Source organism: Acidovorax temperans, assembly GCF_006716905.1.
GTDB classification, from domain to species: domain Bacteria; phylum Pseudomonadota; class Gammaproteobacteria; order Burkholderiales; family Burkholderiaceae_C; genus Acidovorax; species Acidovorax temperans.
Genome location: NZ_VFPV01000004.1, coordinates 30431 through 49118, shown reverse-complemented (window position 1 = coordinate 49118; position 18688 = coordinate 30431). Strand labels below are relative to the sequence as shown.

Annotated in this window: 18 protein-coding genes; 13 read left to right on the top strand and 5 right to left on the bottom strand. The window is 63.8% G+C overall.

The genetic code is table 11. From position 1 onward, the window contains the following. The 4 genes from BDD18_RS18730 (at window position 1) to BDD18_RS18715 (ending at window position 3373) form a co-directional block, all read left to right on the top strand. Window positions 1–261: a YkgJ family cysteine cluster protein gene (locus BDD18_RS18730; protein ID WP_142085126.1), complete on the top strand. Its 261-nt coding sequence runs from the start codon at window positions 1–3 to the stop codon at window positions 259–261. A 676-nt stretch (window positions 262–937) separates the two neighbouring features. After that, window positions 938–1300 (top strand): hypothetical protein, encoded by a 363-nt coding sequence (locus tag BDD18_RS18725; RefSeq protein ID WP_066697984.1) that lies wholly within the window; start codon window positions 938–940, stop codon window positions 1298–1300. Window positions 1301–1412: 112 nt separating this feature from the next. Then, window positions 1413–2018, top strand: a complete 606-nt coding sequence (gene gstA, locus BDD18_RS18720) for a glutathione transferase GstA (RefSeq protein ID WP_142085124.1) — start codon at window positions 1413–1415, stop codon at window positions 2016–2018. 251 nt (window positions 2019–2269) lie between these two features. Beyond that, entirely contained in the window at window positions 2270–3373 is a 1104-nt protein-coding gene (locus BDD18_RS18715; RefSeq protein ID WP_142085122.1) for an alkene reductase, read from the top strand. 31 nt (window positions 3374–3404) lie between these two features. On the opposite strand, the gene BDD18_RS18710 is transcribed toward BDD18_RS18715, so the two are convergent. The 3 genes from BDD18_RS18710 to BDD18_RS18700 all read right to left on the bottom strand — a co-directional run bounded on the left by BDD18_RS18710 (window position 3405) and on the right by BDD18_RS18700 (window position 7977). Then, window positions 3405–3740: a hypothetical protein gene (locus BDD18_RS18710; protein ID WP_338071834.1), complete on the bottom strand. Its 336-nt coding sequence runs from the start codon at window positions 3738–3740 to the stop codon at window positions 3405–3407. Between the two features lie 139 nt (window positions 3741–3879). Next, window positions 3880–5535: a methyl-accepting chemotaxis protein gene (locus BDD18_RS18705; protein WP_142085120.1), complete on the bottom strand. Its 1656-nt coding sequence runs from the start codon at window positions 5533–5535 to the stop codon at window positions 3880–3882. 120 nt (window positions 5536–5655) lie between these two features. Then, window positions 5656–7977, bottom strand: coding sequence for a heavy metal translocating P-type ATPase (locus BDD18_RS18700; protein ID WP_420837340.1), 2322 nt, complete (start codon window positions 7975–7977; stop codon window positions 5656–5658). A gap of 134 nt (window positions 7978–8111) precedes the next feature. Between BDD18_RS18700 and BDD18_RS18695 the strand changes: the two genes are divergently transcribed. The 9 genes from BDD18_RS18695 to BDD18_RS18655 all read left to right on the top strand — a co-directional run bounded on the left by BDD18_RS18695 (window position 8112) and on the right by BDD18_RS18655 (window position 16710). Beyond that, window positions 8112–8312, top strand: coding sequence for a heavy-metal-associated domain-containing protein (locus BDD18_RS18695; RefSeq protein WP_044397188.1), 201 nt, complete (start codon window positions 8112–8114; stop codon window positions 8310–8312). Continuing rightward, on the top strand, window positions 8309–8797 hold the full coding sequence (cueR, locus tag BDD18_RS18690; RefSeq protein ID WP_142085115.1) for a Cu(I)-responsive transcriptional regulator: 489 nt from the start codon (window positions 8309–8311) through the stop codon (window positions 8795–8797). The genes BDD18_RS18695 and cueR overlap by 4 nt, the downstream gene beginning before the upstream one ends. 129 nt (window positions 8798–8926) lie before the next feature. After that, a complete protein-coding gene (locus BDD18_RS18685) occupies window positions 8927–10489 on the top strand; it encodes a type I restriction-modification system subunit M (protein WP_142085113.1) in 1563 nt (520 codons plus the stop codon). Beyond that, window positions 10486–11655, top strand: a complete 1170-nt coding sequence (locus BDD18_RS18680; protein ID WP_142085110.1) for a restriction endonuclease subunit S — start codon at window positions 10486–10488, stop codon at window positions 11653–11655. The genes BDD18_RS18685 and BDD18_RS18680 overlap by 4 nt, the downstream gene beginning before the upstream one ends. 34 nt (window positions 11656–11689) lie before the next feature. Then, complete coding sequence (locus BDD18_RS18675) at window positions 11690–11980, top strand: nucleotidyltransferase family protein (protein WP_066691456.1); 291 nt, start codon at window positions 11690–11692, stop codon at window positions 11978–11980. After that, a complete protein-coding gene (locus BDD18_RS18670; RefSeq protein ID WP_066691454.1) occupies window positions 11977–12345 on the top strand; it encodes a HepT-like ribonuclease domain-containing protein in 369 nt (122 codons plus the stop codon). The genes BDD18_RS18675 and BDD18_RS18670 overlap by 4 nt, the downstream gene beginning before the upstream one ends. Further along, window positions 12342–12467 carry a hypothetical protein gene (locus BDD18_RS22785; RefSeq protein ID WP_276491099.1) on the top strand — a complete coding sequence of 42 codons (126 nt, stop codon included), beginning with the start codon at window positions 12342–12344 and terminating at the stop codon, window positions 12465–12467. Before BDD18_RS18670 ends, BDD18_RS22785 begins: the two co-directional genes overlap by 4 nt. 512 nt (window positions 12468–12979) lie before the next feature. Then, window positions 12980–13234, top strand: a complete 255-nt coding sequence (locus BDD18_RS18660) for a helix-turn-helix domain-containing protein (RefSeq protein WP_066695698.1) — start codon at window positions 12980–12982, stop codon at window positions 13232–13234. Then, a complete protein-coding gene (locus BDD18_RS18655; RefSeq protein ID WP_142085108.1) occupies window positions 13231–16710 on the top strand; it encodes a DEAD/DEAH box helicase family protein in 3480 nt (1159 codons plus the stop codon). The genes BDD18_RS18660 and BDD18_RS18655 overlap by 4 nt, the downstream gene beginning before the upstream one ends. Before the next feature lie 124 nt (window positions 16711–16834). Here BDD18_RS18655 and BDD18_RS18650 read toward each other — a convergent pair whose 3' ends face one another. Both BDD18_RS18650 and BDD18_RS18645 read right to left on the bottom strand, forming a co-directional pair. Then, window positions 16835–17809: an IS5 family transposase gene (locus BDD18_RS18650; protein WP_142085106.1), complete on the bottom strand. Its 975-nt coding sequence runs from the start codon at window positions 17807–17809 to the stop codon at window positions 16835–16837. A 51-nt stretch (window positions 17810–17860) separates the two neighbouring features. After that, on the bottom strand, window positions 17861–18619 hold the full coding sequence (locus BDD18_RS18645) for a TetR/AcrR family transcriptional regulator (RefSeq protein ID WP_082758746.1): 759 nt from the start codon (window positions 18617–18619) through the stop codon (window positions 17861–17863). Window positions 18620–18688 lie beyond the last annotated feature (69 nt).

Sequence of the window (18688 nt, the reverse complement as noted above, 5' to 3'; positions counted from 1 at the left end):
ATGAACTGCCGCCCAGCCTGTGGTGCCTGTTGCATCGCTCCTTCCATTTCCACCCCCACTCCGAAGATGCCCCACGGCAAGCGGGCGGGCGAGCCGTGCGCACACCTCACGCCCAACCTGGCGTGCGATCTGTTCGGCAGCCCCGAGCGCCCCGCTGTTTGCGGCAGTCTGCAGCCCAGCGCCGAGATGTGCGGCGCATCGCGTGAGCACGCGCTTTTCTGGCTGGATCGGCTCGAGCAGTTGACGCGTCCCCAGCCTTAAAGCGGTTTGCCAACCCCTGGCCCGACCACTCACGGCATCCAACCCGGCGGTGCGTGGTGTTATTTACCGAGGCACGAGCACGCTTCGCACCAGAAACATAAACTCACAGTTCAAAATACGACTTTTTGTTCATTTTTCATACTTTGCGCACAAAAAGCTACCCGCCTCCGACCTCTCCAAGAGTTTTTCGCACACCATCACGGTCTTGGACTTCACCGCCCAAATTGGCCTGCACGCACTGGCTCAGCTGAGTGGCTCTGACAACCTGACCACCGCCACCCAGCAGCGCTGCTGGCGCCAGCTGGCACTGGCCCATGTGGCGGGCGCCCCGTTGGTGGACTGGCACCGGCCCGCGCAAGTGGGCGACCTGGAGCAGCTGCAGCCGGATGTGGCGGCAACAGCCGTGTTGATGGGGCCAGGCTCCATCCATTTGCTGGAAGCCGCACTGGGCTCCGATGTGTTGCACACATCGAAGGCCGTCTGGATTTTCCTGCTGCCGAACGCCGTGCTGGCGCGCCATGCCATCGATGCGGCGCTGCGCACCCGCCCGCACCCCAACGTGCAGGTTTTTCAACTCCCCAACAGCGACCCCAAGACGCTGTGGTTCATCCTGATGGAACAACTGGGCAAGCTGCAAGTGCTGGCCTCGCCTCCATCGCTCACCGACCAACACACCATGACAACCAATCTCAAAGAATCCATGAACACCGCCATGGGCATCGACGGCGCGATGGCCGTCGCCCTGGTGGACTACCGCAGCGGCATGTGCCTGGCCCAGGCGGGCAGCGGCATGAACCTGGACCTGGCGGCCGCCGGCAATGCGCAGGTGGTGCAGGCCAAGCTGAAAACGATGGAGAGCCTGGGCCTGCGCAAGGGCATTGAGGACATCCTCATCACCCTCGCAGACCAGTACCACCTGATCCGCCTGGTGCCCCACATCCCTGGCCTGTTCCTCTACCTCGTGCTGGACAAGAACAAGGGCAACCTGGCGCTAGCGCGCTACAAGCTGACCGACATCGAGCGCACGCTCAAGGTCTGACGCCTCTTAGAACCTGCTCACAGCACGCCCTGAAAAACCGCAGGGGTGCAACCATCGCACACCCCGCATACGATGCACGTTCCGTGATTTCTTGATCTGAGGACACACACCCATGAAGCTGTATTACTCTCCCGGCGCCTGCTCACTCTCGCCCCACATCGTGCTGCACGAAGCCGGCCTGGCTTTTGATGCCGTGCTGGCCAGCACCAAGACGCACAAACTGCAAGACGGCACGGACTTCTACACCATCAACGAACTGGGCTACGTGCCCGTGCTGGAGCTGGACAACGGCGAGCGCCTGCGCGAAGGCCCCGCCATCGTGCAGTACATCGCCGACCAGGTGCCTGCCAAGAACCTCGCACCCGCCAACGGCACGATGGACCGCTACCGCCTGCAAGAGTGGCTGACTTTCATCGGCACCGAACTTCACAAGGGCCACAGCCCCCTGTTTGCCCCCGGCACGCCCGAAGACTACAAGCCCCTGGTGCGCGAACACCTGCAAAGCCGCTTCGCCTGGATCGACAAGCAACTGGCGGGCAAGGACTACCTGATGGGCAGCTTCAGCGTGGCCGATGCCTACCTGTACACCGTCTCGCGCTGGGGCCAGTTTGTGGGCGTGGACACCTCGGGCCTGCCGAACCTGCAAGCCTTCAAGCAGCGCATGGAGACACGCCCTAGCGTGCAGGCTGCTCTCAAGGCCGAAGGCCTGATCAAGTAAGCGCCGCCAGCCACCTCGGCAGTCTGGCCAGAGCTGAGCCCGATCAGCGCGACCTTTGCAAAAAGGCCGCGCTTTTTTCATGGAGTTCCACCGCCCACGACGTTTCACGTGAAACGCCAGCCACACCGACCAGTCATCGGGGGCAGCACAAAAAGAAAGCCCTTGTTGATGCATCCGTCCTGCACGTTTTGCGCAACGGCGGTACTCTTTGCGGGTTATCCCTTGTGTAGCCTCTTTCTCAGAAAGTGCCCATGACTTCTCTTTTCGAACCCACCCACGCAGGCGACATCGCCCTGGCCAACCGCATCGCAATGGCCCCGCTCACGCGCAACCGCGCACCCGACGCCATTCCCACCGAACTCACCGCCACCTACTACGCGCAACGCGCCACCGCAGGGCTGATCATCTCGGAAGCCACCGCCATCAGCCCTGAAGGCCAAGGCTACGCTGACGTGCCCGGCCTGTACGGCACGGAGCAGCTTGACGGCTGGAAGAAGGTGACGCGCGCCGTGCACGAGGCCGGCGGCAAGATCGTGGTGCAGCTGTGGCACGTGGGCCGCATCTCGCACACCTCGCTGCAGCCCGGCCATGCCAAGCCTGTGGCGCCTTCGGCCATCCGCGCCCATGCCAAAACCGTGCTGCTCAAGGACGGCGTGCCCACCTTCACCGACACCTCCGAGCCCCGCGCGCTCGACGCCGAAGAACTGCCCCGCATCGTGCAGGACTACCGCCATGCCGCGCGCAATGCCATTGCCGCTGGCTTTGATGGCGTGGAAATCCACGCGGCCAACGGCTACCTGATTGACCAGTTCCTGAAGACGGGCGCCAACCAGCGCACCGACGACTACGGCGGCAGCATCAAGAACCGCGCACGCCTGCTGCTGGAAGTGACCCGCGCCATCGTCGATGAAATCGGCGGCGGCCGCACCGGCATTCGCCTCTCGCCCGTCACCCCCGCCAACGACATCGTGGACGAGAACCCACAGCCGCTGTTTGACTACGTGGTGCGCGAACTGGGCAAGCTGGGCCTGGCCTATGTGCACGTCATCGAAGGCGCCACTGGTGGCCCGCGCGAGCTGCCCGATCGCCCCTTTGACTACACCGAACTGCGCAACGCCTACCGCGCCGCCGGTGGCAAGGGCGCCTGGATGGTGAACAACGGCTACGACCGGGCCCTGGCAGAAGCCGCCCTGGCCAACGGCGCCGACATCGTGGCGTTTGGCCGCCCCTTCATCTCCAACCCCGACCTGGTGGAACGCCTCAAGCAAAACGCGCCGCTCAACGAGCTGAACCGCGACACCTTGTACGGCGGCGGTGCCAAGGGCTACACCGACTACCCCACCCTGGCAGGTTGATCGCTGCGCCCCTTGGGCCAGGCAGGGCCGCTCAGCCCTGGCCCAAGGGGCTCTTCACCCGCATCACGATGCGGGTGAAGAGCCGGTCATACGCCGGGTCGCGTGGGCGGCCATGGGCCAGCGGGTTCACGTTGGTGGCAAACGCGGCATCCACGGCAGCCCAGTCATCGTCATCCAGGTACGCCTGCGCTGCAGGCAGCACCATGGTTTCTTCCAGGCGCATGTGCTCACGGTAAAAGGTCAGGTAGCGCCACAGCGCCTCGGTAAACACCCCACGGCGCCCTTCCCCCATCAGCTCCCAGGCCAGCAGCAAATGCTGCAGCTCGCGCACTGCGGCTTCGCCACGGACATGCTCAGCAGCCAGCATTGGCTATCGCTTGACCTCTATGGCCAAAGCTCAATTGATCAAGCCTGCACTGTACAAACAACAAAGACCCCGAAGGGCCTTTGCTTAACTTACTGGCATTGCCCCAAGCGGGGGCTTTGTGAGCTGACCGTGGCGGGGTTCACCCCAGCAAGGCGCGCGGTGCCGGCTCAGGGGCAGACAGGCCTTGTGGTGCTGGCGCAGAGAAGTTGCCGTGGCCCGCAAAGCCCATGGAGTCAGCCAAGCGGAACTGCTGCACCACTTGCGACAGGCGGGCTGCCTGCTCACGCAGCGATTCGGCCGCTGCGGCCGACTCTTCCACCAGCGCTGCGTTCTGCTGCGTCATGCGGTCGATCTCGGCCACCGACTGGTTCACCTGACCAATGCCGGCAGACTGCTCTGAAGCCGCCGCCGTGATCTCGCCAATGATGTCGCCCACGCGCTGCACGCTGCTCACGATGTCCTTCATCGCCGTGCCCGCGTCTTCCACATGGCGCACGCCACCGTCCACCGCGGCCACGCTGCTCTGGATCAGCACCTTGATGTCGCTGGCCGCGGCCGCCGAGCGCTGGGCCAGGCTGCGCACTTCACTGGCCACCACCGCAAAGCCCCGGCCCTGCTCACCCGCACGGGCGGCTTCCACGGCCGCGTTCAGCGCCAGGATGTTGGTCTGGAAGGCAATCGAATCGATCAGGCCAATGATGTCGCCGATCTTGCGGCTGGAGGCCGAGATCTCATGCATGCTGGACACCGCCTGAGCCACCACCGAACCACCGCGCGTTGCCGTGGTGGATGCCGATGCCGCCAGCTGGTTGGCCATTTGCGAAGACGATGCCGTTTGCTGCACCGTGGCGGTGATTTCCGACAGCGAACTGACGGCCGCCTGCGCGTTGCTGGCGGTTTGCTCGGTGCGGTGCGACAAATCCTGATTGCCCGTGGCAATCTCCTGGCTGGCCGTGGCGATGTTGCCGCTGGCGTCGCGCACCTGCGCCACCAGGGTACCCAGGCCTCGCTGCATTTCGTCCAGGGCGCGCAGCAGGTCTGCCACTTCATCGCGCCCTTCCGTGCGGATGGACTGCGACAAATCCCCACCCGCAATGGCCTTGGCCAAACGCTGTGCCTGGTCCAGGGGCTTGCAGATGGAATGCAGGTTCAGCAGCGTGAGCGGCACCACCACCACCACGGTGATCAGCACCGCCAGCGCAAACAGCCACTTGGTCTGGTTAGACACGCCCTGCTGTTCAGCTACCGATTTCTGCACCTCGGCGCGCAGCACTTCGTCCAGTTGCGTCATCAGCTTGTCGGCCTCGGCAAACTCGGCCACGGCCTTGCCGCTCATGCGGTTGGCAATGGTGGCCGTGTCGTAGCCGCCGGCTTCCAGCTGGCGTGCCACGTGGGCAAAGGCTTCCTTGTAGCTATCCAGGCGCTTGATGATGTCGCGCACCACGGCGTTGTCCACATCCTCTTCACCTTGCAGGAACTGGTTGGCCACCTTCTTGGCCTTCTCCTGGCTCTCCAGCCACTTGGTGTGCGCTGCCTTCACGGCTTCGGGCTTCTCGTAGCCAATGATCATGTCCTTCTCATACTGGCGGATAGCGCCCATCTCGCTGTGCAGCTGGGCCAAGTAACCCACCTCCTGAAAGGAGCTGTTCATGAAGTCCTCGCTCATGGAATAGATGCGGAACATGCCGAACATGCCCGCGCCCCCCAAAAGGCCCAGCAAGACCAGCACCACAGCGATGGCCCCCAACATGCGAAACCGGATGGTGAACTGCCGCATGAGCGAAAAGAGATTCATGATTAGGTCGTCCTCAATGGAATGCTTGGGCCAGGCCCGTGTTTGCGCGAACTAGTTTACAGTTTTGAAACTATTTATTGCAGTTTGCCAGACATCCAGGCCGCCGACCATTGCGGTTTATCACATGCGCCAGCGTTTGAGTAGCAGGGCGTTTGCCATCACGCTCACCGAACTGAGGGCCATGGCCGCCCCCGCCACCACGGGGCTGAGGTAGCCCAGCGCGGCCAGCGGGATGCCCGCCACGTTGTATGCAAACGCCCAGAACAGGTTCTGGCGGATCTTGCTCACCGTGCGGTGGGAGATGTCCAGCGCCGCAGCCACCAGCATCGGGTCGCCGCGCATCAGCGTGATGCCCGCCGCATGCATGGCCACATCGGTGCCATTGCCCATGGCCATGCCCACGTCGGCAGCGGCCAGGGCCGGGGCATCGTTCACGCCGTCGCCTACCATCGCCACAATGCGGGGCTGGGGGGCAGAGCCCGCCCCACTTTTTACATTTGCAGCGTTGCCGCGCTGCAACAACTGGATCTGCGCAGCCTTGTCGCCGGGCAGCACCTCGGCCATCACCTCGCCCGCAGCAGGGTCCAATCCCAGGCGGCGCGCCATGGCCTCGGCCGCGCCCCGGTTGTCCCCCGAAATCATCACCGTGCGAATGCCCCGGGCCTTCAGCGCAGCCAACGCCTCACGTGCGCCGGGCTTGGGCTCGTCGCCAAAGGCCAGCAACGCCAGCACCCGCAAACCCTGCGGCGTGGGCCCGGCCACGGCCGACACGGTAAAGCCCTCTTGCTGCAACGCCAGCGCACGCTGCGCCAGCGGGCCCGCGTTGGCAGCGCCCTCGCCAGCGGCTGCAGGCAGCACGGGCACGCCCAGCTCCTGCATCCAGCGCAGGCTGCCAATGTGCCAGGTCTGGCCCTGCACCACCCCTTCGGTGCCCCGCCCTGGCACGGCACGCACGCCATCGGCCGCTTCAGGTGCCATGCCGCGCTGCGCAGCCGCTGCCACCACGGCGCGCGCCAGGGGGTGTTCGCTGCCGCTTTGCACACCGGCCACAGCTGCCAGCACAGCGGCCTCATCAGCCCCCGCAGCCAGCTCCAGTGCCACCAGCCGGGGCTGGCCCACGGTCAGCGTGCCCGTCTTGTCAAACGCCACGGTGTCCACCCGGTGGGCCACCTCCAGCGCCTGCACGTCCTTGATCAGAATGCCGTGCTGCGCCGCCACGCCCGTGCCCGCCATGATGGCCGCCGGTGTGGCCAGCCCCAGGGCGCAGGGGCAGGCAATCACCAGCACTGCCACGGCGTGGATCAGCGCCGCCTCCGTGCCCGCACCCGCCCACAGCCAGCCCAGCAGCGTGATCAATGCCAGCCCCAGCACCACGGGCACGAACACGGCCGATACCTTGTCCACCAGGCGCTGCAGCGGCGCCTTGGCGGCCTGCGCGTCTTCCACCAGGCGGATGATCTGGGCCAGCACGGTTTCAGAGCCCACCGCCTGCACCTGCATCACGATGCGGCCATCGCCGTTGATGGAGCCGCCCGTCAGCCGCCCGCCCAGCTCGCGCGCCACCGGCAGCGGCTCGCCGGTCAGCATCGATTCATCCACCTGCGTCTGTCCCTCGGTCACCACCCCATCGGCCGGAATGCGCTCGCCAGGGCGCACCACCAGCCGGTCGCCCACCATCACCTCGGCCACGGGCACGTCCACCTCGCCGGTTTTCGACAGCAGGTGCACCACATCCGGCCGCAGGGCGTGCAGCGCGCGGATGGCAGCGGTGGTCTGCCGCTTGGCCCGCGCCTCCAGCCACTTGCCCAGCAGCACCAGCGTGACCACCACGGCCGATGCCTCAAAGTACAGGTGCGGCACATGGCCAGGGTGATCGGTCGGCGCCGTCAGCCACAGCCACATCGACAAGCCCCAGCCCGCGCTGGTGCCCACCGCCACCAGCAAATCCATGTTGCCGCTCAAGGCCTTGGCCGCCGCCCAGCCTGCCTTGTAGAAGCGGGCACCCAGAATGAACTGCACCGGCGTGGCCAGCAGAAACTGCACCCAGGCCGGCAACATCCAATGCTGGCCAAACAGGTCGCCCACCATGGGCAGCACCAGCGGCGCCGACAGCGCCAGCCCCACCGCCACGGGCAAAAAGCCCGCCCAGGGCGATGCGTCTTCGGGCGCATCGGTGGCATCGGCCGCGCGCGGCTCGTAGCCCGCATTGCGCACCGCCCGCCGCACCAGTGCCTGCAGGGCCGCAGCGTCGGTGCCATCGGGCACGGTGTAGGTAATGCGCGCCGATTCGGTGGCCAGGTTCACCGTCGCATCCTGCACGCCCGGCACCTTGCGCAACGCGCGTTCCACACGGCCCACGCAGCTCGCGCAGGTCATGCCGCCAATGCCCAGGTCCAGCGACTGGGCCCCTTCGGAGGTAGGTTGGGTGGTATTCATAGTCATAGGCCCGACAGTAATCCTTGACGCCATGGCAAGGTCAAGGCATTTTTAAAGGGGCTTGACCATGACATGATGTGAAGGTTCATGATCGGATGCAGGGTGAATCCCACCCGCCAACCATCCACAGGAGTTTTTCCATGCAAACGCAAACTTTCCAGGTCCAGGGCATGACATGCGGCCACTGCGAGCGCGCCGTTACGCAAGCCATCCAGCAGGTGGACCCCGCCGCCACAGTGCAGATCGACCGCGCCAGCGGCCAGGTGCAGGTGCAAAGCGCCGCCCCGCGCGAGCAACTGGCCGCCGCCATTGCCGAAGAAGGCTACGCCGTCGCCGCATGAACCCGCTCAGCCCACGCCGCAGCCCCGCCCCACAGGCTTGGCCCGTGCCCATCAGCGAAGCCGCGCGCCTGGCGGGCGTGTCGGCTCGCATGGTGCGGCATTACGAATCGCTGGGCCTGCTGCAAGGCGTGGCCCGCTCTGAAGGTGGCTACCGCCAATACACCGAGGCCGATGTGCACAGCCTGCACTTCATCCGCCGCGCGCGCGACCTGGGCTTCTCCATTGAGGAAATCGCCACCCTGCTGGCCCTGTGGCACGACCGCAGCCGCACCAGCGCGCAGGTCAAGCGCATCGCCCAAAGCCACATCGACCAGCTCACCCAGCGCATCGCCGCCATGCAGGCCATGCAACGCACCCTGCAAACCCTGGTGGGCTGCTGCCAGGGGGACGACCGACCGGACTGCCCCATCCTGGACGATCTGGCTGGGGCGGGCTGGGTGCATGGAGTGACAAGCCGCCACGCTGAACAGATTGCTATCAAATAAATAGCTGCCTGCGCTTATCTAATAAGCGCCAGAGGCCAAAAACACCTAAAACCCCCGCCCCACGCGCTGCAGCCCTTCGCTGCATGGCAGACTCGCAGGCTTTCCCACAGCCCCTTACAGACTGCCCCCATGCTCACCGGTGACCTGCGCAACAAAGTCGATCAAGTCTGGAACGCCTTCTGGTCCGGCGGCATCGCCAACCCCATTGAAGTCATCGAGCAGATCACCTACCTGCTCTTTCTGCGCGCGCTCGACAGCGACCAGACCCGCGAAGACAACAAAGCCCTGCGCCTCAAAACCCAGCCCGTGCGCCTCATCCCCGCAGGCGTGGATGCGCAAGGCCGCCCGCACGACAACATGCGCTGGTCCCGCTTCAAGAACATGGCGCCTGCCGAAATGTTCGACGTGCTCAGCAACCAGGTCTTCCCCTTCCTGCGTGGCCTGCAAACCTCGGGCGGCCCGGCAGCTGAATCTGCCTTTGCCCGCCACATGCAAGGTGCCCGCTTCACCATCCCCACGCCCGGCCTGCTGGCCAAAGTGGTGGACTTGCTCGACACCATTCCGCTCGACGACCGCGACACCAAGGGCGACCTGTACGAATACATGCTCGGCAAAATCGCCTCTGCCGGGCAAAACGGCCAGTTCCGCACGCCGCGCCACATCATCGACTTGATGGTGGCCCTGACGGCCCCCACACCGCAAGACACCATTTGCGATCCGGCTTCAGGCACCTGCGGATTCCTAGTCGCCGCAGGCGAATACCTGCGCCGCACCTACCCCGACATGCTGCGTGTGCCCGCGCAAAACGCGCACTTCCACAACGGCATGTTCCACGGCTACGACTTTGACAACACCATGCTGCGCATTGGCAGCATGAACATGGTGCTGCACGGCGTGGAGCACCCCGCCATCGAGTACCGCGACTCCCTCGCCGAAGGCGCGGCGGGGGATGCCGAGGCTTACAGCCTCATCCTGGCCAACCCGCCCTTTGCGGGCAGCCTCGACTACGAAAACACCGCCAAAGACTTGCAGCAAACCGTCAAAACCAAAAAGACCGAGCTGCTGTTTTTGGCCCTGTTCCTGCGCCTGCTCAAAACCGGCGGGCGCGCCGCCGTCATCGTGCCCGACGGCGTGCTGTTTGGCAGCAGCAAGGCCCACAAGGAGTTGCGCCGCAAGCTGGTGGAAGAGCAAAAGCTCGACGCCGTCATCAGCCTGCCCGGCGGCGTGTTCAAGCCCTATGCGGGCGTCAGCACCGCCATCCTGCTCTTCACCAAAACCATGAGCGGCGGCACCGACCACGTGTGGTTCTATGACATGCAGGCCGATGGCTGGAGCCTGGACGACAAACGCCAGCCCCTGCTGGATACAAGCCTTTTAGGCCTCCAGCCCTTACTGGACAAGCGCGAGCAGCTATCAGAAGCAGAGCACGCCAAAAACAACCTGCCCGACGTGCTAACCCGCTGGGCGCAGCGCCACAGCAGCGAACGCGAGCGCCCCCGCACCGCGCAAAGCTTTTGCGTTCCCAAGGCCGACATTGAAGCCAACGGCTATGACCTGAGCATCAACCGCTACAAGGAAGTGGTGCATGCGCAAGTGCAGCACCGGGCGCCGGAGGAGATCTTGGCGGAGCTGCGGGCGCTGGAAGACGAGATTGCGCGGGGGATGGGGGTGTTGGAGGGGATGCTGAAGTGAAGACGGTTGAATTCGGCGAAATCTTCCAGTTCATGCGAAATGGCATGAGCATCAAGCAAGACAAATCTGGCGATGGTTTACCTATATCGCGGATTGAAACCATTGCTGATTCGTCAATAGACCCTACAAGAGTCGGATACGCCGGCTTGTCGCTTGATGCTTGCAAAGATTGGCTTCTGCACGAAGGCGACATTTTGTTCAGCCACATCAACAGCGTTGAACACATCGGCAAGTGCGCCGTTTATCGCGGTGTGCCTGAGCAACTGGTTCACGGCATGAACTTACTTTGCTTTCGCCCCGATCCCACCCAAGTGACACCCGAGTTTGCAAAGTATCTGATTCGCAGCCCAAGTTTTCGTGATCGGCTTTCCAACTTTGTCAATAAAGCTGTGAATCAAGCCAGCGTATCGATTGGAAACTTGAGAACGATTCCTGTGCGGATTCCCCCGCTGGAAGAACAACGCCGCATCGCCGCCATCCTCGACCAGGCCGAAACCCTCCGCACCCAACGCCGCACCGCCCTGGCCCTGCAGGGCAGCCTCACCCAGTCCTTCTTTCTCGATATGTTTGGGGACCCGGTGGCGAATCCGAAGGGATGGCCCACGCCGAAGTTTGGGGAAGTTGGCAAACTTGATCGCGGCATCTCGAAGCATCGCCCACGCAACGCGCCTGAGCTTCTCGGTGGCAAACACCCACTGGTACAGACCGGAGAAGTTGCTAACTGCGATGGCTACATACGCAGTTACACGAGTACCTATTCGGACTTGGGACTACGGCAAAGCAAGATGTGGCCCGCGGGCACGCTTTGCATCACGATTGCAGCCAACATCGCGAAAACTGGAATCTTGACTTTTGACGCCTGCTTCCCCGATAGCGTGGTCGGCTTTCAAGCAGATGACCCGGCTACGGTCGAATACGTCCGGGTGTGGCTTTCGTTTCTACAGAAGGCCCTTGAAGACTCCGCGCCGGAGTCAGCACAGAAGAACATCAATCTCGCAATATTGCGCGGGCTCAGTATTCCGCTGCCCCCCTTCCCCCTCCAACAAACCTTCGCCACCCGCATCGCCGCCATCGAAGCCCTCAAAGCCACCCACCGCCGCGCCCTGGCCGCGCTGGATGCGCTGTTTGCCTCGCTGCAGCAGCGAGCGTTTGCGGGGGCGTTGTGATACAAGTTTCCCCTTGCACCCAGGAGCCCTCGCCATGCGCCCATCCACCGCTCTGCACACCCACCGCGACGCTATTCGCGCCATTGCCCTGAGCCACCGCGTGACCAACGTGCGCGTGTTCGGCTCGGTGGTGCATGGCCATGACACAGAAGGCAGCGACCTGGACATTCTGGTGGAGCCCACGCCCGAGACCACGCTCATGGACATCGCCAAGATCCAGCTCGAACTGGGGCAACTGCTGGGCATCCCGGTGGATGTGCTCACCCCCAAAGGCCTGCCCGCCAAGTTCCGCGACCAGGTCATTGCGCAGGCGCAGGCACTGTGAGCAAAACCGACGCACTGCGGGTGCCCGACTATCTGGCCCACATCGTGGAAGCCATCGACCGTATTCACCGGTATGTGGACGGCATGGCCGAAGATGCTTTTCTGGCCGACGAAAAAACGCAAGACGCCGTGGTGCGCAATTTCGAAATCCTGGGCGAAGCCGCCCACAACGTCGAGAAGCTGCACCCCGCCTTTGCCACACGCCACGCCCAGGTGCCATGGGCGCTGATGTACACCATGCGCAACCGCGTGGCGCACGGCTACTTCAAGGTGGACTACGAGCTGGTCTGGAACACGATTCACGCGGATTTGCCCCAGCTGCGTACGCTGGTGGCTGCTCTGCTGGCGGACGGTGCTGCAACATGATTGCTGCCGCCACCCACATCGCCTCCATCGAAGCCGTCAAAGCCACCCACCGCCGCGCCCTGGCCGCGCTGGATGCGCTGTTTGCCTCGCTGCAGCAGCGGGCGTTTGCGGGGCAGTTGTGAAGAACGACCACGAGCTGGGGCAAAGGGAAAATCCCTGAACTTCCCAATGGATTCAATGAATTAGCCGGTGGTGCCCTCATCTGTGAGGGCACCAAAGCTTGGCCTTTTCAGTGTTGGGCGGGGACGGCAGCAAGCGACACACGCCCAGCGCTCCGGACGAGCAATGGGCACCTCGATCAAGTACCCGTCAAACAAGCAGCCTTTGCTAACTTGTTGTCGATAAAGGGAATTTTTGAAAAAGTCGCTTCGATGACGCCGTTTCATCAAATACCCATCAAACAAATCAGGCCCAGTGCGGCACATAGCGGCGCAGCTTGGGCGCCGCAGCTTCATCCTCCAGGCGGATGACACCAGCCGCCAGCGCATCCTTGAGCAACCGGGCGGAGATGAGCCTTTGCAAAAAGACTACCCATGGCCTGTGAAGCACAGCCCATCACTTAAAGTGTCCTCATAAGAGCAAAAGCGACCAAAAAAGCTGATTCGGTATCGAGATTGCTCTCATAGGGACAAAAATGAACCTCACGCCTACCAACTCTGCCCAACTGGCCCAAGCCCTTGCCACTGAACGCAAGCGCCAAGGCATGACACGTTCACAAACAGCCGCCGTGTGCAATGTCAGCCCGTCGTTCATTCGTGATGCAGAGAGCCACCCAGAGAGTTGTTCGCTGCAAAAATTGGTTTTGCTGGTGTGCGGGCTGGGATTGACGCTGAACATCGAGGGCTGGTCTAAACCACCCGCAAAAAACGAACAGGGAGAGAGTGCATGAGCACAGCGCCATCCAACTTCGCCTTCCTGCAACCCGACTGGCCCGACCTGCTGGCCGAAGCCCGCCGTGCCGAGGCCGCTGCCCATGCCGACCCGCGCACCGCCTGCTTTTACGCCCGCCGCACGCTGGAGCTGGCCGTGGCCTGGCTCTACCAGGCCGAAGGGGGCCGGGATGGCTGCCTGCGCATGCCGTACAAGGCGGATTTGTCGGCATACCTGTTTGAGCCCAGCTTTCAGCAACTGGTGGGCAGCGCGGTGCACGCCAAGATGGATGTGATTCGCCGCCTGGGCAACCAGGCCGTGCACCACGCCCGCCCGGTGCCACCGCAAGATGCCCTGGCCGCGCTGCGCGAGCTGTTCCATGTGGCCTTCTGGCTGGCGCAGCACTACGCGCGCCGGGTGGGTGATCGGCCTGCGGCGGGGCTGCAGTTTCGCGCCGATCTGCTGCCACGCCCTGCCGCTATCGACTCTGCCCAAGAACAAGCGGCCAGCAGCGCCGCCCAGGCCGCCGCGCAAGAGGCGTTAGCCAAACAAGCCCAGGCCCTGGCCGAGCGCGATGCCGCCCTGCGCGAAGCAGCAGCCCGCAATGCAGAACTGGATGCGGAACTGGCCCGCTACCGCGCCGAAATTGCCGCCGCCAAGGCCGCCAACGCAGCGCAGCCCGCCACCGCGCACGACTACAACGAGGCCGCCACGCGCGACCTGTTCATTGACCTGCTGCTGAAAGAAGCCGGCTGGGCGCTGGACCAGAAGCGCGACCGTGAATTTGAAGTACAGGGCATGCCCAACGGCCAAGGCCAGGGCCGCGTGGACTATGTGCTGTGGAGCGGCGAGCGGCCCTTGGCCCTGGTGGAAGCCAAGCGCACCCGCCGCAGTGCCCAAGAGGGCCAGCAGCAGGCCCGCCTGTATGCCGACTGCCTGGAAAAAAGCACCGGCCACCGCCCCGTGATCTACGGCACCAACGGTTATGAACACTGGATGTGGGACGACACCACCAGCCCGCCCCGCCCTGTGCAAGGCTTTCACACGCGGGACGAGCTGGAGCTGATGCACCAGCGCCGCACCACGCGCAAGCCGCTGGCCAACCTGCCGATTGCGGCGGGCATTGTGGAGCGCCACTACCAGCAGCGCGCCATTCGCCGCGTGCTGGAGACCTTTGAGCGCGACCAGCACCGCAAGGCCCTGGTGGTGATGGCCACGGGCGCAGGCAAAACCCGCACGGTGATTGCGCTGGTGGATTTGCTGATGCGCGCAGGCTGGGCCAAGCGCGTGCTGTTTCTGGCCGACCGCGTGGCACTGGTGAACCAGGCCGTCAACGCCTTCAAGGCCCACTTGCCCGATGCGGCACCGGTGAACCTGGTGACCGACCGCGCCACCGAGGGGCGGGTGTATGTGTCCACCTATCCCACGATGATGGGGCTCATCAACGAGAGCGCGGGCGGCGGGCAGCGCCGCTTTGGCGTGGGGCACTTTGACCTGATCGTGGTGGACGAAGCCCACCGCTCCATCTACCAAAAATACCGCGCCATCTTCAGCTACTTTGACGCGCTGCTGGTGGGCCTGACGGCCACACCCAAGGACGAGATCGACCGCAACACCTACAGCCTGTTTGGCCTGGAAAGCTGCGTGCCCACGGACGCCTATGGCCTGGATGACGCCATTGCCGAGGGCTACCTGGCCCCGCCCAAGGCGATTTCAGTGCCGCTGAAATTCCAGCGCCAGGGCATTCGGTATGACGAGCTGAGCGACGACGAAAAAGACCAGTGGGATGCGCTGGAATGGGACGAGGACGGCGGCGAGCCGCCCGAGGAAGTCAGCGCCGAGGCGGTCAACCAGTGGCTCTTCAACACCGACACCGTGGACAAGATGCTGGCCCTGCTGATGGAGCGCGGCCACAAGGTGGCGGGCGGCGACCGGCTGGGCAAAACCATCATCTTTGCCAAGAACCAGAAGCACGCTGAGTTCATCCAGGAACGCTTTGATGCGAACTACCCCGACCGCAAGGGCGTGTTTGCGCGGGTCATCACGTTCAAGACTGAGTGCGTGCAGTCGCTCATCGATGACTTCTCTAAAAAGAACGATGCCCCGCACATCGCGATTTCGGTGGACATGCTGGATACCGGCATCGACGTGCCCGAGGTGGTGAACCTGGTGTTCTTCAAAATCGTGCGCTCCAAGGCCAAGTTCTGGCAGATGGTGGGACGCGGCACCCGGCTGTGCAAAGAGCTGTATGGGCCGGGGCAGGACAAGAAGGACTTTTTCATCTTCGACTTCTGCCAGAACCTGGAGTTTTTCAGCCAGGAGCTGGAGGGCAGTGAGGGCGCGGTGGCCTCGCCGCTGTCGCAGCGGCTGTTCAATGCGCGGCTGGAGCTGATTGAAGTGCTCGACAAGCGCTTATCCAGTTTGCCCAGCCACGGCGTGGCCGAAGCGGCGCAACGATCGCCCGTGCTGACCGAGGCCGCCATTCGCCACGACACAGCTGGTCTGCTGCACAGCATGGTGGCGGGCATGTCGCTGGACAACTTTGTGGTGAGGCCACAGCGCCGCTGGGTGGAGGCCTGGGCGCAGCCGGATGCCTGGAAGCGCCCCACTGCCGAGCAACTGGCCGAGGTGGCAGCGCACCTGTCAGGCCTGCCCACCGCTGTTCGCGACGATGACGAAGATGCCAAGCGCTTTGACGCCCTGCTGCTGAACACCCAGCTGGCCCTGCTACGCAGCGAACCGGCCCTGGCCCGCCTGCAAACCAAGGTGCAGCAACTGGCCGCCAGCCTGCTGGAGCTGGCCAACGTGCCCAGCGTGCGTGAGCACCTGCTGCTGATCGAGGCCGTGGCGGGCGACGAGTGGTGGCAGGACGTGACCTTGCCCATGCTGGAGCAGGCACGGCGCAAGCTGCGCAGCCTCATCAAGCTCATCGAAAAGGGCGGGCGCACCGTGGTCTACACCGACTTTGAAGACGCCATTGGCGAGACCACCGAGGTGGACTTGCCCCTGGTGGCGAGCGCGGTGGACTTTGACCGTTTTCGCGCCAAGGCCAAGGTGTTTTTGCGCGCCCATGAAGACCGGCTGGCGCTGCACAAGCTGCGCCGCAACCAGCCCCTGACGGCGGCGGATCTGCAAGAGCTGGAAGCCCTGCTGCACGAGGCGAGCGGCACCGATGGCGACATCGAGCGCGCGCGTACGCTGCACACCAGCCTGCCGGTGTTTGTGCGATCACTGGTGGGGCTGGACCGCGAAGCTGCGGCAGCGGCCTTCAGTGCCCTGGTCGAGGCAGGCACGGCCACTGCCAGCCAACTGCAGTTCATTGAAGAGATCGTGCAGCACCTGACCGAACATGGCGCAATGCCGCCAGCGCGCTTGTACGAATCGCCGTTCACCGATATCCACACCCATGGCCCGGATGGAGTTTTCGATTCGGCCAAAGTGGCGTTGCTCTTCGAAGCGCTGGAAAATTTCCAACCCTTGCAAGCGGCCGCTTAAGGCAATGCTGAACAAGTAACGTCATATCCATCGCACAGCCATTTGAATGCCAAATGGCCCGCAAAGATACTGTGCTTTGCCCCACAGGGCCTGTTTCGGGAGCCTTTGAGCCCCTTTCGGACCCTTACGGGCGCACCTGTCCCTGCAGGCGCCCTCGGGCAAGGTAGATGTTGGCCAGCGCCAAGGCCGTGAACGCACGCGTGGCGTTCTTTTGCAGCCCGCGATAGCGCACCTTGGTGAATCCCCACAGGCGCTTTACCACCGCAAAGACATGCTCGACCCGAGCGCGCACCCGTGACTTGTTGCGGTTCTTGGCCCGCTGAACTTCGTCCACCTCGCCCGCACGGCGGGTGCGCTGGTTGGTGAAGTCCTTGGCCCTGGGGGCTTTGCTCGCTATCAGTGTTTTCTGGCTGGCATAGGCCGAGTCGCCGTACACGCGTCGCTCATTGCCATGCAGCAGATCGGGCAGTGGGTGTTTGTCGTGCACGTTGGCCGCCGTCACCACGGCGCTGTGCGCCAGCCCGCTTTGGCTGTCCACCCCAATGTGCAGCTTCATGCCGAAATACCATTGCTGGCCTTTGCGGGTCTGGTGCATGTCGGGGTCGCGCGCCTTGTCGGCGTTCTTGGTAGAACTGGGCGCGGCGATGATGGTGGCATCCACGATGGTGCCGGTATTGACCTTCAAGCCGCGCTCCTGCAATTGCTGGCCTACCTTGGCAAACAGGGCTTCGCCCAGTTTGTGCTCATGGAGCAGTTTGCGAAACTTCAGCAGCGTGGTGGCATCGGGCACGCGCTCGCGGCCCAGGTCAATGCCCGCAAAGCGGCGCAGACTGGCACTGTCATACAGAGCCTCCTCGCACGCCAGATCGGCCAGGTTGAACCAGTGCTGCAGGAAATGGATGCGCAGCATGCGCTCTAGGCCAATGGGCGGGCGGCCGTTGCCTGCCTTGGGGTAGTGCGGCTCTATCACCTGGCACAGGGCGGCCCAAGGCACTATTGTCTCCATGGTCCGCAAGAACTCTTCACGTCGGGTGGGCTTGCGCGAATGCTCGAATCCGTTGTCTTGATCTGCGGCCATTGCCAGGGTCTGCTGCTTCATCTGCGGATAACGTTTGACCCCCCTCAACGGTGGACCTTAATCAGCGTTGCCTTAATCATCTCCTGCGGTACGGCCTGGGCCTGGGCCCGGGCCCAGCACGCCGTGCATCAGCGTGCCAATGCACTGCTCAGCCACTTGGGCAGCGCTGTATTCGCCTCCGCTCTGGTACCAGCGGCCGATCCAGCTCAGTGCACCGGCAATCACAAAGGCCGTCATCTTGGGGTCGCACGGGGCGAGCGTGCCTTCCTGCACGCCCTGCGCCACCAGGCGGCGAAACGCCTGGTCGATCTCGGACTTCATGCTGCGCAGCTCGGTGCGGCTGGGCTCGGGCACCTCTTCGTCACCAATGCGGATGATGCACATGCCAAACGGCTGGGTGACGATGTCGGCATACACCTGCATGCACGCGCGCAACTGGTCCACCGCGTTGCCCCCGGCGGCGCGTGAGGCCTCGATGCCGTCGAGCGTCATGTGCAAGCCCTTTTTCACGCACTCCAGCAGGATTTCATCCTTGTTCTTCACGTAGTAGTACAGCGTGGGCTTGGTGACGTTCAGGCGCGCGGCAATGTCGTCGAGCGAAGTGGCATGAAAGCCGCGTTCGTTGAACATTTGTGCAGCGGTGGTCAGCACGGCGTTGCGCTTGGCTTCGCGCTGCTGTTCACGCCCGCTGGCCGCCACCCAGGGCGACGCGGGCGGCGGTGGCGCCGCCTTGGCCACCCGGCGCCTGCGCGGCGCTGCCGCCTGCGCTGCGGGGGTAGGTGAAGGAGCCGAGGGAGAAGAGGAAGAAAGTGGGGGGCGTCTGGTTGCCATGGTGCTGCCGAACCGTTTGCGGGTAAGTACGGATTTTGCAAAACTGCAAAAGCCGCAAAATCTACTTCT